This is a genomic window from Galbibacter sp., from assembly GCF_035306585.1.
Taxonomy (GTDB): domain Bacteria; phylum Bacteroidota; class Bacteroidia; order Flavobacteriales; family Flavobacteriaceae; genus Galbibacter.
On the sequence record NZ_DATGNU010000010.1, the window covers coordinates 53,135 to 66,731 of the forward strand.

A 13,597-nucleotide genomic window follows, 5' to 3' on the forward strand; every position below is an offset into this window, starting at 1 on the left:
TTTATATGTTTTGATAATTTTTCTGTACCCATAAACCATAATATAAGATGAAGACAAAACAAATTAAGGGAAGCACAAAAGAGAAATTGACCTCTGAGACCCCTAAAATAGTCATATCATTCACTGCCACACCACCAAGATCGATTACCATTCCCTGAAGTTTGGGCATTAAAGCCCCACCGACAATAGCCATCACCAAGCCAGCTGCTCCAACTTTGGATTCTTCCTCCGATAGTCGATCCAATGCAATTCCATAAATGGTTGGGAACATGACGGACATGCAAAAAGAGACTAGTATTAGTGCATAGAGCCCTGGGACTCCTACTAAAAATATAGTTGCCAGAACACATATGACAGCAGAAATACCAAAATACATCAGCATTTTCGATGCTGTGATATATTTTAAAACCCATGTCCCAATAACCCTTCCCAGTAGGAACAACACAAAGGCACCGAATTGGTAATTGGCCGCTTCTTCACTAGACATTCCAAAGGCTTCCGCATATTGATAAATATAAGTCCAGCACATAATCTGTGCGCCTACATATAAGACTTGAGCAATCACACCATAGCTGTACCTTTTATTTCTAAAGAGTGTTTTAAAGGTGCTCCCAAGACTTGGTATGCTACCCTGGTCTTTCACTTGTGGCATTTTACTAAGAAGAATTATAAAAAAAAACGCCAAGATAACCAGGCCTAGGATCACATAAGGATCCCTTATAACCACTAAATCCGTAGTTCGAATGAGCGCTTTTTTGGCCTCTTCCAAAACCGAAAAATCTGTAATATCGTCAGAGCGGAGTTCTTCCAATACAAATTGCTGAGCAACCAATAGTCCCAGCAGCAATCCTACAGGATTAAAAGCTTGCGCTAAATTTAGTCGGCGTGTTGCTGTTAGCGGATGACCCATAGCTAAAATATAAGGATTAGCAGTGGTTTCCAAAAATGCTAATCCAAAGGTCAGTATATAAAGCCCCAAACAAAAAAACCAAAACTCTTCAGCAATCGCTGCAGGGTAGAAAAGTAACGCCCCAAAAGCATAGAGCACCAGCCCAATGAGCACCCCGGTTTTATAAGAGTATTTACGTACAAATAAAGCGGCAGGTAGTGCCATACAAAAATAACCTCCATAAAAGGCCATCTGCACCCAGGCAGCCTCGGAGTTAGACAACTCCAACACTTTTTTAAAGGCTTGAACCATAGGATCAGTTACCGAATTGGCAAATCCCCAAAGTGCAAATAATGATGTGATTAAAATAAAAGGTTTTAAGTTCTTTTTGTCTACAATTTTTATTTTTTCAGTTTCCATTTAGTTGTTTGGTTTAATGGCGCGATCTAAGTGAGTGTATCCCCCATCCACATACAGCAATTGCCCAGTGGTATGACTAGATTTCGAAGATAATAAAAAAGCGGTGGTATTTGCTATTTCTTCTGCCGTGGTCATTCGATTTTCTAGCGGAATGTTGTCGATGATTCCTCGGAGCTTCTGCTCAGGGTTTTCAAAGCCTTGAATCCACCTTTTGTATAAAGGAGTATAGCATTCGGCTACTATAATGGCATTTACCCTAATTTTATATGGCAATAGCTCAACCGCCCATTCACGCGTAAGGGCATTCCGACCACCGTTTGCAGCGGCATATCCTGAAGTTCCACCCTGTCCAGTACTGGCTGTTTTAGAGCTAATATTAACAATGGAACCTTGATTTCTTTTAAGCTCATCAAGGCATAGGTGAGCCATCATATAATAATGCGTTAGATTCTTATTAATCGACTGAATAAACTTTTCGTAGCTTCCCCCGGCAAGGGAAACACCGTCATTCACCCCAGCATTATTCACCAGGCTGTCAATACGCTGGTGTTTTTTAATTACCGAGGACACCACACGCTTACAAGCCTTCGAATCAGTTAGTTCAGCAATTTCATAATCCACAGATCCACCCTGAGATTTTAAAGTATCGACCGCGGTACGCACATCCCGCTCAGTTCGACCGATAATGATCACTTTAGCACCTTCCTGGGCAAGAACCTGGCTAATACCAAATCCAATTCCCTTATCGCCCCCAGTTACTATAATTACCTTGTCCTTTAGTTCTAAATCCATTGTTCTAGTTTTGTAAAATTCCTATTTCTCCAAAAGTGGCATTGGGTTTTTCTCCTGCTACTTTAAGTGCTTTTAATTTTATAAACCGTGCCGTAGAAGGCTCAAAATAAATTTCCTGTCGAATTCTATTATTAACAATATTACCAAACTCTCCCTGGGATAAGACTGTCCAATTTTTCCCATCCTTGGAGGCCGAAAATTCATAGTCGGTGATAATGCCATGTGGGAATCGGGCCTGCATTGGGGTATACGAAAAGCCTTTAAGACCCATCTCACTTCCAAGATCCACGATCACCTGATTTTGATCCTCTTTTAAAGCCGTATAAAAACTATCACTTTTGGCATCGATAGCCAAAACTGATTTTTCGCCCCCTTGTACAATGCTCCAGTTCTCTTTTGAGACCTCTAATTTATGTTCGGTAATTCCAGTTCGTTGCTCGGTTTCTGGGTTAAAGGCAAACATTTTAAGCATTGCCTGCTGCTGCACAACAAAAGGAGCTGTATATTTGGAGGAATTCAGATCGGGTGTTGAACCATCAAGGGTATAATACACCTGAACATTGGGATCTGGCACCTCAAGAGTGAGGGTTCCATCTTTATCTCTTTTTATCTCTGGATCAACTAAAAGGGTAGGCGCATTATAAAGACTGATATTGGACAGAAGAATCTCTCCTTTGGAAGCCGTAATACGCACCCTAATTTTAGAGGTTCGTACCGTATCAAAGCGGAGTATCCTCTTATTTCCGATGGTGGTCTGGGTATCGATCAATTGCCATTTATCACCCACTTGAGCCTCCACTGTAAATTCAGAGACTCGTTGACCCAGCCGAATATACTCCTGAAGTAAAATTCTATTGACAGCAGTTGGTTCTTTAAAGCTTAAGACCACACTAGCGGTATCCACCCCTTGCCCACTGGCCCAATAACTCTTGTCGGATGAGTCATTTAAATTATCCGCTTTATATCCACGGCCTCTTGTACTAGAAACCTCGACTTGTGCATTTAAAGCGAGATCCTGAGCAAAATCTTTGTCGATCTGTTCTTTTAATCGCATCAGTTGGAGGGAATCTTTTGGATGTATTAATCCTCGGGTATCCACAGGTATATTTAGAAGTAAATTAGAATTTCGCCCAACGGATTTGTAATAAATATCCAATAAATGCGCCAAACTTTTCACTTGATGATCCTCTGAAGCATGATAATACCATCCTGGTCGAATAGATACGTCACATTCAGCAGGTAACCAATGTGTTCCATCGTAATGTCCTCCTCTGAGTTCTTTGTAGCGTGGCCAACCTGGATAGATTTCATCTCTTCTCATCACACTCCAATTCGTCTCATTGGCCCATCCTTCTTCGTTTCCAACCCAACGAATATCGGGTCCATTGTCCGAGAAAATGACCGCATTAGGTTGTAATTCTCGAACGATGGCTGTGGTTTGATCCCACTTGTAGTATGTTTTATTATCGATTTGTCGCTTTTCATTGGCTCCACCATAATATCCCGTTCCACCGTTAGCACCATCAAACCAAACCTCGAAAATAGGTCCATAGTTGGTCAAAAGCTCTCTTAGCTGCTCATGGAATATCTCTACATACCTATCGGTTCCATAGTATTCATTGTTTCGATCCCATGGAGAAAGATATACCCCGAACTTTAGCCCATGGCGCCTACTTGCCTCTGCCAACTCCTTTACCAGATCTCCTTCTCCATTTTTGTAAGGAGAATTTTTAATAGAATGTTCTGTTGTTTTTGTAGGCCATAAACAAAAACCGTCATGATGTTTTGCCGTAATTATCACTCCTTTCATACCAGCATTCTTCACTGTTTCAACCCATTGATCCACGTCTAATTCTGTAGGATTAAAAAGGGAAGGATCTTCTGCTCCTAGTCCCCACTCCATATCGGTAAAAGTGTTCATATTAAAGTGAAAAAATGCATAATACTCCATCTCCTGCCATTGGAGCTGACGCTCTGATGGAACTGGGCCTAAGGCCTGTGGAGGGGCTTCTGCGCAGCTTGTCAAGAACAGTGCTAAGGACAAGATAAAAAGATAATGTTTGCTCATATACGGTTGTATTTAATTGTTTGCTATAGGGGTCAGAGACGCATCCAACATAAGTGGTTGATTTGCCTCTAAAGAGAGTTTTTTCATTATATCACCATATTTGACATCAATAGTTTTAGCCACAGGTGATACTAAGCTAAGTTTTGTTAACTGATTTTGAGTCCAATCCATAGCGACTTCAATATTTCCCCTTGCTTTGATTCCACTAATGGATCCTTGATGCCAATTCTCTGGTAAACTAGGTAATATTCTAAGAAAGCCCTCGTGGGATTGAAGTAACAGTTCGATCACCCCTGCAGTATATCCGAAATTACCGTCAATTTGAAAAGGTGGGTGTTCATCAAATAAATTATCGGCTATAGAAATTTGAAAAAATTTATTAATGTTTTCTTCGGCAGAAACCCCATCAAACAAACGCGCATTAAAACTGATCATCCAAGCACGACTCCAACCAGTGCCTGCTCCTCCATGCTCCAAGCGGTAGTCAAGGGTCTTCTTGGCTGCTTTAAAGGCCTCTGGTGTAGCCTCTGTAATGGCATCTCCTGGATGCAGCGCATAGAGGTGTGAAAGATGTCGATGTCCTTTTTCCGGCTCCTGGTAAGGCTTGTCCCACTCCAGTATTCGTCCATCTTCTCCAATGACAATACCTGGTGAAAGATTTGCTCGTTTTTCCTTGAGTTCCCTTATAAAATCATCCTCAATGTTTAGTACTTGGGCTGCTGAGAGGACATTATCAAAAACTTCCGCGATAATTTGATGCCCCATAGCCGCACCTTTGGAAACTGCAGCTGGATTCCCATCCGAGGCAAAGTATGAATTTTCAGGTGATGTTTCTGGATACGAAATCCATTTTCCAGTAGCAGGATCCATTTGTAACCAATCCATATAAAATAACGCAATTTCTTTTAAAAATGGAAAAGCCCTATTTTTTAAGAAATCTTCATCTTGTGTAAAACGATATTGCTCCCAATAGTGTTGGGCTAACCACCCACCTCCATGGATCCAAGAGCCCCAATAAGGTTGAGAGGAAAACATAAAAGCTGGTGCCCATAGATCAGTGGTATGATGCATCACAGCACCTCTTTGTATTCCATATTGCTCCTTGGCTGTCTTTTTACCGCGTTCCAATAGTCGATCTGAAAAATCAAATAAGGGCTGCTGCAATTCACTTAGATTCGCCACCATCGATGGCCAATAATTCATCTGAAGGTTCACATTAAGATGATAGTCTGCATTCCAAGGGGCAGCAATATGATTGTTCCAAATGCCTTGTAAATTAGCTGGATTCGTTCCTTCTCTAGAACTGGAGATTAACAGGTACCGTCCATAGTCGAACAACTTGGTTTGTAGATCCAAATCTACCTGTCCGTCTTTATATCGTTGTAATCTTTTATCCGTTGGCAAAGAATCTAAGGCAGCATCCCCAAGGCTAAAGTGTACTCGGTCGTAGAACTCACCAAAATCTTCGCTGTGCCTTTGGAGGAGCTGCTCAAAAGATTTGGAGGTGACCGCACTTAAATTCTCCTGCGCTTTTGTCTTATAATCCTGATGATAAAAAGAGGTTTTTGTCACTAAATAAATAACTGCACTTTTAACTCCTCTTAGCTCTAAATGCCTATCGGAGGCTGAAATAGTCCCCCCTTGGGAGGTCGCCTTTAGTCGTGTTTGAAATTTAACACCATCCTCCATGGGATAGGGTTTATTCTCAACTATTCCCCCGCGTTGAGTGACCATACCATCCATGATCAGTTCATTATTATTATCAGTGGTAACTTGTACGGTAGGAATATCCTGGTCCTTGGGGCGAGAGAGTCGTATATCAAAATCAAGTCCTTTTTCGGCAGTAGTTTCAAGGGAAATAATCAAGGCATCATCCACATGGGAAGCGAAGATTTTTTCAGTAAACTGAGCGCCATCTACTTTATAGGATACTGTAGCCATAGCCTTATCGAAATCGAGTCCACGATAGTAATCCGATACCTTGCCATTGCGTTTAAAATCCAGAAAAAGATCTCCAGCTGTTTGATGGGATCTTTTGACCTCGAGATGAGAAAACTTATCTACTATAAATTTATCCGCCTGATGAACTTTACCCTGATCAATCAAAGCGCGTAAAGTCGCCAAATCCTCTGGCGTTCCTTTGCTATCACCTAAAGTAGGTCCTCCAGGCCACATGGAATCTTCATTGAGCTGTAGATGTTCAACATCCGTGTTTCCAAAAATCATAGCGCCCAGTCGACCGTTGCCAACTGGCAAAGCTTGCATCCAATTTTCGGCTGTTTGCTCATACCATAGTTCATCAACTGAATCCTTCTTGGGTGGCGCTTCTGATTGGTTACACCCAACACCTAGCATGGTCAATAAAGCCAGTGTTATAGATCGTTTCATCACACTCATATTTGTTTTTTTATTATAATTTATAAAATCGCACCGCGTTTTCACCCATAATCTTATCTAATTCTAAAGGTGAATAAAAATCGGTGATAATAGATTTCACCTGCTGATAACTGGCCGCCAATAAACAGACAGGCCAGTCGGATCCAAACATAATTCGATCCGTTCCAAAAGTAGCTGTTATGAATTCTAAAAAGACCGTAAAATCGCCAGAGTCCCAATTAAAATCATCGGTTTCTGTTACCATACCCGAAACCTTACAATACAGGTTTGTATGGCTGGCCAATTCCCGTATCTCACTTGCCCACTTTTGATTCAGGCCCTTGGATATCCTAGGTTTGGCAATATGATCGAGTACAAATTTTTGATCCGGAAACTTTTCAACCAGCCTTATGGCTTCCGCTAACTGCGGTGGTTTAATTAAAATATCATACGTTTTATCAAAAGCATCTAAAGAACGAATACCCTCTACGAACTCTGGCCTATCCATAAATCCTAAAGGCTCCTCCTGAACAATATGCCGTATCCCTTTGAATTTTTCAAAGCCAGAAAAATAAGACAATCGGCCCGTTAGGTTCTCTGCATGTAGATCCACCCAACCAACCACGCCTTTGATAAAGTCATATTTATCGGCTAAGGACAACAAAAAGTGCGTTTCCTCTTCCGATTGGTCGGATTGTACGGCAACACATCCGTCAATATTGTTTTGCTTTAACAACCCCTCAAGATCCTCAGGTGTAAAATCGCGTTGTATGGCACTCATCTGATCGGTAATCCAGGCATCGCGCTTGGGGTCGTAATTCCAAAAATGTTGGTGGCTATCGATATACATGTTTTAACTTTCCTTGTAGGCTCTAGCTGTTTGTTTTGAAACTCCCAATCCCTCGATTCCTAACTCCACGACATCCCCAGGTTTTAGGTAACGTTGCGGGTTGAAGCCCATTCCTACCCCGGCTGGTGTTCCTGTGGAAATCACATCTCCAGGAAGTAGGGTCATAAACTCACTGATGTAACTCACCAGGGTCTGAACATCAAATACAAAATCTTCCGTATTACTATTTTGCAGAAGCTCCCCGTTGAGTTTTAACCATAATTGTAAATTATTTGGATTCTTTATCTCATCGGCGGTAGCAATAAAGGGCCCTAAGGGTGCAAAAGTGTCACATGATTTTCCTTTCACCCATTGTCCACCGCGCTCGATTTGATATTCGCGCTCACTATAATCATTGTGTAACACATAACCCGCCACATGTTCCATTGCATTCTCTTTAGAAACATAGGAGGCTTTTTTTCCAATAACCACAGCTAATTCTACCTCCCAATCTGTTTTTACGCTATTTTTAGGGATAACCACATCATCAAAAGGCCCAACAATGGCAGAAGTTGCCTTAAAAAACAGTACGGGTTCCTTCGGGGTTTCCATTCCGCTTTCTGCTGCATGTTTTGCGTAGTTCAATCCCACACAAATCAGTTTAGAAGGACGAACAAGTGGAGCCCCCAATCGAACCTTATCCGAAACCTCTGGACACGAATCCAAATGGTCCTTTAACCATTCACGCAATCGATTGACGCCTGAGTTACCAAAAAAATTTTCATTGTAATCTTCTCCAAAAGCGCTCACATCAATACGCTTACCACTTTCAAGTTGCAGTCCTGGCTTTTCCTGTCCTACTGCTCCAAATCGAATTAATTTCATTTTTATGTTTTTACTCGTTGTATGTTTAATACTTTCTTTTCTTTCTCTTAACCGTTTAATTTGATAAATCCACCATCAATCGGAAAATTAGTTCCGGTGATAAACGAGGCGGATTCACTACACAAATAAAGCGCTAAATTGGCAACTTCCTCCGGAGTTCCCATGCGGCCTATAGGTTGTGTTTTAGATAGCTTCTCAAAGGTTTCCTCTTCTTTTCCTGGGTAATTCTTTGCGATAAACCCATCGACAAACGGGGTGTGTACTCTTGCCGGTGATATACAGTTACACCTTATATTATCCGAAAGATAATCTTTCGCAACAGAATAAGTCATTGTTAAAACTGCTCCTTTGGACATCGAGTACGCAAAACGATCTGAAATCCCAACAACAGAAGCAATGGAAGCCATATTTAAAATCACACCTTCACCATTACGTTTAAAATGTGGAAGGATACCATAGATACAATTATACACCCCTTTTACATTTACCTCATAGATGCGATCCAGGTCTTCTTCTGTAGTTTGTTCAATAGTCCCTACATGGGCAATACCAGCATTGTTTATTAAAATATCTACTTTGCGCTCAGCACTGATTTCATCTAAAATGGAAACAACTTGCTTATGATTGGAAACATCACATTTTCTCCAATCTCCCTGACCTCCACGAGCGGTGATTTCCTTTAAAGTTTCAATAGCATTATCTTTGTTATATTCCAAAATATACACAAAGGCACCACTTTTGGCAAAAATATGAGCAATTGCTTTTCCTATCCCACTACCACCTCCTGTTACTATGGCTGTCTTATTTTTTAAACTAAATTCTGACATCTTACTTCTTTCAAATTATTAGGTTAAATACCTTTTTTTTATTTTAAAACAACCTCTACTACGGTGACTATGGAGTCCTGTTTCTCCTGGGGAATCTCCAAAGTAACACCTTGTTTGGTCTTTTTATATGTAATCTTAGATTGGTCCTTATAAAGAAGCACCTTCGTTACTTTTGCATCCAACCCTTCGAGCAAAACTTCGGATTTAATTGGCTTATAAAAATGCAAAAATATGCGCTTATCTTTCTGAGTAGAGGTCATTACACCTTCAATACTAACAGGGCCTTTTTGACTTTGGTAAATCGTTTCTCCATATCGATCCATCCATTGCCCTATGAATTTTAGATTTTCGACATGCTGTGGTTGGATCTTGCCGTTTGGCATCGGCCCAACATTGAGTAGTAGGTTGGCACCATTTCCAAAGGTCTGCACCATAAAATGAATCAACTCCTTTTTAGATTTCTCTTTGGTATCCTGCAAATTAAAACCCCAAGAAGTATTCATCGTTTGACAGCTTTCCAAGGGTAGTTGACTAATATCAGCACCACCAAAACCAGTGGTATTTTCTCCAGGTAAATCCTTTTCAAACATCTGAAAGTCTTCACCATCAAAAGGCATCTCGTGGTGATTATTCCCAATTAACAACGCTGAATTGATCTGATGGATCATCTGGTAGGTTTCACTGAGCCTCCAGTCATTCCCACTAATTCTGTAATCCACCTCACGATGCCAATCCTCTTTATGGGGTGCCTGGTCCCACCACCCATCAAACCAGAATCCAGCGATATCATAGTTCTCTGCAAGCTCTCTGATTTGCGCATTCTGATAGTCCAGGTAGGCATCCCAATCTCCAGCTTCTGGTCGCCCTGTTTTTCTTCCGGTCCAACCTCTTGGATAGAAGTCTGGATGATCCCAATCCAATTGAGAATAATAAACAAACAACTTAAGGCCATGCTTCTTACACGCCTCTTCCAACATCCTAAGAACATCTTTTTTATAAGGAGTGGATTTCACTATTGTATAATCAGACACCTTAGAATCATACATGGCCAATCCATCATGATGTTTGGAGGTAAAGGTGATGTATTTCATCCCAGCTTCTTTAGCAAGGGAGACGATGGCATCCGCATCAAAGTCAGTGGGATTAAAAAAAGAAGGCAACATTCGGTACCGATCCTTTGGTATATCCTGGTTATTCATAACCCATTCCCCATCACCAAGTAAACTATATACCCCCCAGTGAATAAACATTCCAAATCGGGCATCTTCAAACCATGCTCTAGCTTCTAAGTTTTCCTTTGACGGCACATACTTCTCTTGAGCCACTGCAGCGATAAACGATCCTAAAAGGCATATATAAAGGCAAATAGTTTTCATCTTTTTGGTTTTTAATGGAATGTATAATTTTAAAATTTATGAACTCATCCAAACTTCGCCATCTGGGAAGGTATAATTCTTAATTGATTCTTGTTTCATTGTAATGCTATATCCGGGCATTTTGGGAGGCATATAAGCCCCATCTTTTATCTGAACGGGATCTAAAAAATGCTCGTGTAAATGATCCACAAATTCAATAACCCGATCTTCCATACTACCACTAATAGCAATAAAATCGATCATTGAAAGATGTTGAACATACTCACATAATCCAACGCCACCAGCATGAGGACAAACGGGAATTCCAAATTTAGCAGCCATTAACATAATAGCCAAATTCTCATTCACTCCGCCCACTCTACAGCTATCGATCTGACAGACCTGCATAGCTCCAGCTTGCATAAGCTGTTTAAATATAACCCTATTTTGACAATGCTCCCCTGTGGCAACCTTAATAGGAGTTACCGCTTGGGCAATTTTCGCATGCCCTAAAATATCATCTGGACTCGTAGGTTCTTCAATCCACCACGGATTAAATTGCTTAAGGGATTCCATATTTTCAATGGCTTGATCCACATCCCACTTCTGATTGGCATCCATCATTAATTTCAGATCGTCTCCGATTTCTTCTCTAATAATTGCGGCACGTCTTATATCATCTTGCAGATTAGATCCCACCTTAATTTTCATATGCTTAAAACCTTCCACTTTGGCCTCCCTGCAAAGCCTTCTCATTTTCTCATCCGAATATCCCAACCAACCTGCAGAGGTGGTGTAGGCTGGGTACCCATGTGTTTGCAAGTACTCCATACGGGCAGCCTTACCAGATTCTTTGGATTTTAAAATTTCTGTAGCTTGCTGTGGTGTTATCACATCAGTGATATAAGTAAAGTCAATACAACGAACAAGTTCCTCTGGGCTCATATCAGCGAGAAGCCTCCAAAGTGGTTTACCTTCCACCTTGGCATAAAGGTCCCAAACTGCATTGACAATCGCCCCAGTAGCCAAATGAATCACCCCTTTTTCAGGGCCTAACCAACGCAGCTGACTATCTCCAGTAATCATCCTCCAGAAAGCGCCCATATCTGCTGTGAATTCTTCTAGCTTTTTCCCCTTAATCAAAGGTGCCAAACTAGCGATGGCAGCGGTGCATAATTCATTCCCCCTTCCAATAGTGAAGGTTAGACCATGTCCTTGAAAATCGGGATGGTCTGTTTGTAAAATCACATAAGCAGCTGAATAATCGGGGTCCGTATTCATAGCGTCCGATCCATCCAAAGTTTTACTAGTTGGAAATCGAACGTCTTTAATAATAATATCAGTTATGATCATTTCTTTGAAATGCTAAAATTGCTTTTTTCCAAATGTATTAGCAATTCCTTCATTTAACCACCAAAGAATTCACAAAATATGATACTATTTTTGCCCTTAACTTCTAACGGCGTGTTTTTTTGTGAACTCAGAAGGTGTCATGCCTTTGATAAGCTTAAATTGTCGATTGAAATTAGAGAGATTATTAAACCCCGATTCATAGCATATATGAGTGATCTTCATATTGTTTTCTATTAACAACATCTTACAGGCATACCCTACTCTAATTTCGTTGAGGTAGTTGGTAAAGGTCGTTCGGTGTATTCTTTTAAAAAATCGGCTAAAGGCGGCCTTGTTCATATGTACTGCCTCCGCCACATCCGAAGCACTGATCGGCCGGGTGAAGTTTTCAAATATAAACTCGTAAATCCTTTTAAGATTGCTATTTTCCACCTTGTCAAAGGAATTCTTAAACCCAGCGCTTGATAGGATTTTGTAATTTTCATGTTCGGATAACGCACCGAGAATTCTCAGTAGAAGGAGCGTCTTTTGAAGCGGAGTGCGATTGGTATTCTCAGAAAGACTTATAAACTTATTTAGGAGTCTTTTTGGAAGTTTTCGAAAACATATTCCAAGGGCTGATCGCTGCAAAAGATCCTTTAACGGCTTCATTTCATATGCATTGAAAAAATGTTCTCCTAAAAAGTCCTGACGGAAATGCACTGAAATAGCGTCAGCATAATTGGTATTAGTTTTACTATCAAAGTAATGCTCATCATTCATCCACATATGGGGTAGGTTCGCTCCAATGAGCACCACATCCCCTTTCTTAAAAGGTTCTATACTGTCTCCGATAAACCGTGTCCCAGTACTCTCAAGAATAATCACCAATTCGAGCTCTGGATGATAATGCCATACTTTTAAAAAATGAGGATGCCTATTTCTAGTAACAGAAAAAGAATTTAATTGGGAGTTGGTACGATCTAAATAATGAAGTTTCATCGATGCAATAACATTAGCTCTAAGATACAAAAAATTCAATTCGACAGAAGTCAATCTCACATTTAGGCCACTCTTGAAAGCCTACGTTATGGAGCGCTAGACTATTTTCAGCCAACCTGCAACACCAATTTTCTTACCCAGCACATTGCTTTTATAGATTACCAATTTTTAAAACCCACAAATTTTCTATTTTTGTAGAAAAATATAACGGATGCTTATTATAGGAATAGCTGGTGGGACTGGCTGTGGTAAAACAACAGTAGTCAATCAAATTATCAATGAACTTCCAGAGAACGAGGTTGGTGTAATCTCTCAAGATTCCTATTATAAGGACACCTCTCACCTGAGCTTCGAGGAACGGACAAAAATTAATTTTGACCATCCGCGAACCATCGATTTTGACTTACTTTACGAGCATCTACTGCTGTTAAAAGATAATCAAGTGATTGAGCAACCAGTGTATTCCTTTGTAAAACACAACCGTACAAAGGATACCATATTAACCCAGCCAAGAAAGGTGATGATTGTCGAAGGAATCCTTATATTGACCCATCCAAAGTTACGTGAGTTATTTGATATTAAGATTTTTGTGCACGCCGATTCGGATGAGCGTCTAATACGAAGAATTAAGAGGGATATAACAGAACGCGGAAGAGATGTCAACGAGGTACTTACCCGATATCAAACCACGCTTAAACCAATGCACCAACAATTCATAGAACCATCGAAAGAGTTTGCAGATATTATTATACCAAACAATAAATACAACACTGTAGCTATTAACATAGTACGTACTATTATTAACGAGCGTTTGATATAAGC

11 protein-coding genes are annotated in these 13,597 nt (G+C 40.5%); 1 reads left to right on the top strand and 10 read right to left on the bottom strand.

Annotation, left to right across the window (positions count from 1 at the left end; genetic code table 11):
• Position 1 precedes the first annotated feature (1 nt).
• The 10 genes from fucP to VKY50_RS01555 all read right to left on the bottom strand — a co-directional run bounded on the left by fucP (position 2) and on the right by VKY50_RS01555 (position 12,775).
• Positions 2-1,309, bottom strand: a complete 1,308-nt coding sequence (gene fucP, locus VKY50_RS01510) for an L-fucose:H+ symporter permease (RefSeq protein ID WP_324298130.1) — start codon at positions 1,307-1,309, stop codon at positions 2-4.
• Complete coding sequence (locus VKY50_RS01515) at positions 1,310-2,101, bottom strand: L-fucose dehydrogenase (protein ID WP_324298132.1); 792 nt, start codon at positions 2,099-2,101, stop codon at positions 1,310-1,312. It lies immediately after the preceding gene.
• 4 nt (positions 2,102-2,105) lie between these two features.
• Positions 2,106-4,169 carry an alpha-L-fucosidase gene (locus tag VKY50_RS01520; protein WP_324298134.1) on the bottom strand — a complete coding sequence of 688 codons (2,064 nt, stop codon included), beginning with the start codon at positions 4,167-4,169 and terminating at the stop codon, positions 2,106-2,108.
• Positions 4,170-4,181: 12 nt separating this feature from the next.
• Complete coding sequence (locus tag VKY50_RS01525) at positions 4,182-6,557, bottom strand: glycoside hydrolase family 95 protein (protein ID WP_324298135.1); 2,376 nt, start codon at positions 6,555-6,557, stop codon at positions 4,182-4,184.
• Positions 6,558-6,579: 22 nt separating this feature from the next.
• Positions 6,580-7,395, bottom strand: coding sequence for an amidohydrolase family protein (locus VKY50_RS01530; protein WP_324298137.1), 816 nt, complete (start codon positions 7,393-7,395; stop codon positions 6,580-6,582).
• Between the two features lie 3 nt (positions 7,396-7,398).
• Entirely contained in the window at positions 7,399-8,259 is an 861-nt protein-coding gene (locus VKY50_RS01535) for a fumarylacetoacetate hydrolase family protein (RefSeq protein ID WP_324298139.1), read from the bottom strand.
• 47 nt (positions 8,260-8,306) lie between these two features.
• Positions 8,307-9,086 carry an SDR family NAD(P)-dependent oxidoreductase gene (locus VKY50_RS01540; RefSeq protein WP_324298141.1) on the bottom strand — a complete coding sequence of 260 codons (780 nt, stop codon included), beginning with the start codon at positions 9,084-9,086 and terminating at the stop codon, positions 8,307-8,309.
• Positions 9,087-9,124: 38 nt separating this feature from the next.
• Entirely contained in the window at positions 9,125-10,462 is a 1,338-nt protein-coding gene (locus VKY50_RS01545; RefSeq protein ID WP_324298143.1) for an alpha-L-fucosidase, read from the bottom strand.
• A gap of 36 nt (positions 10,463-10,498) precedes the next feature.
• Positions 10,499-11,794 carry an L-fuconate dehydratase gene (locus VKY50_RS01550; protein ID WP_324298145.1) on the bottom strand — a complete coding sequence of 432 codons (1,296 nt, stop codon included), beginning with the start codon at positions 11,792-11,794 and terminating at the stop codon, positions 10,499-10,501.
• A gap of 96 nt (positions 11,795-11,890) precedes the next feature.
• Complete coding sequence (locus VKY50_RS01555) at positions 11,891-12,775, bottom strand: AraC family transcriptional regulator (RefSeq protein ID WP_324298147.1); 885 nt, start codon at positions 12,773-12,775, stop codon at positions 11,891-11,893.
• 211 nt (positions 12,776-12,986) lie between these two features.
• Here VKY50_RS01555 and udk point away from each other — a divergent pair, with 211 nt between their 5' ends.
• On the top strand, positions 12,987-13,595 hold the full coding sequence (gene udk, locus VKY50_RS01560; RefSeq protein ID WP_324298150.1) for a uridine kinase: 609 nt from the start codon (positions 12,987-12,989) through the stop codon (positions 13,593-13,595).
• Positions 13,596-13,597: the final 2 nt, after the last annotated feature.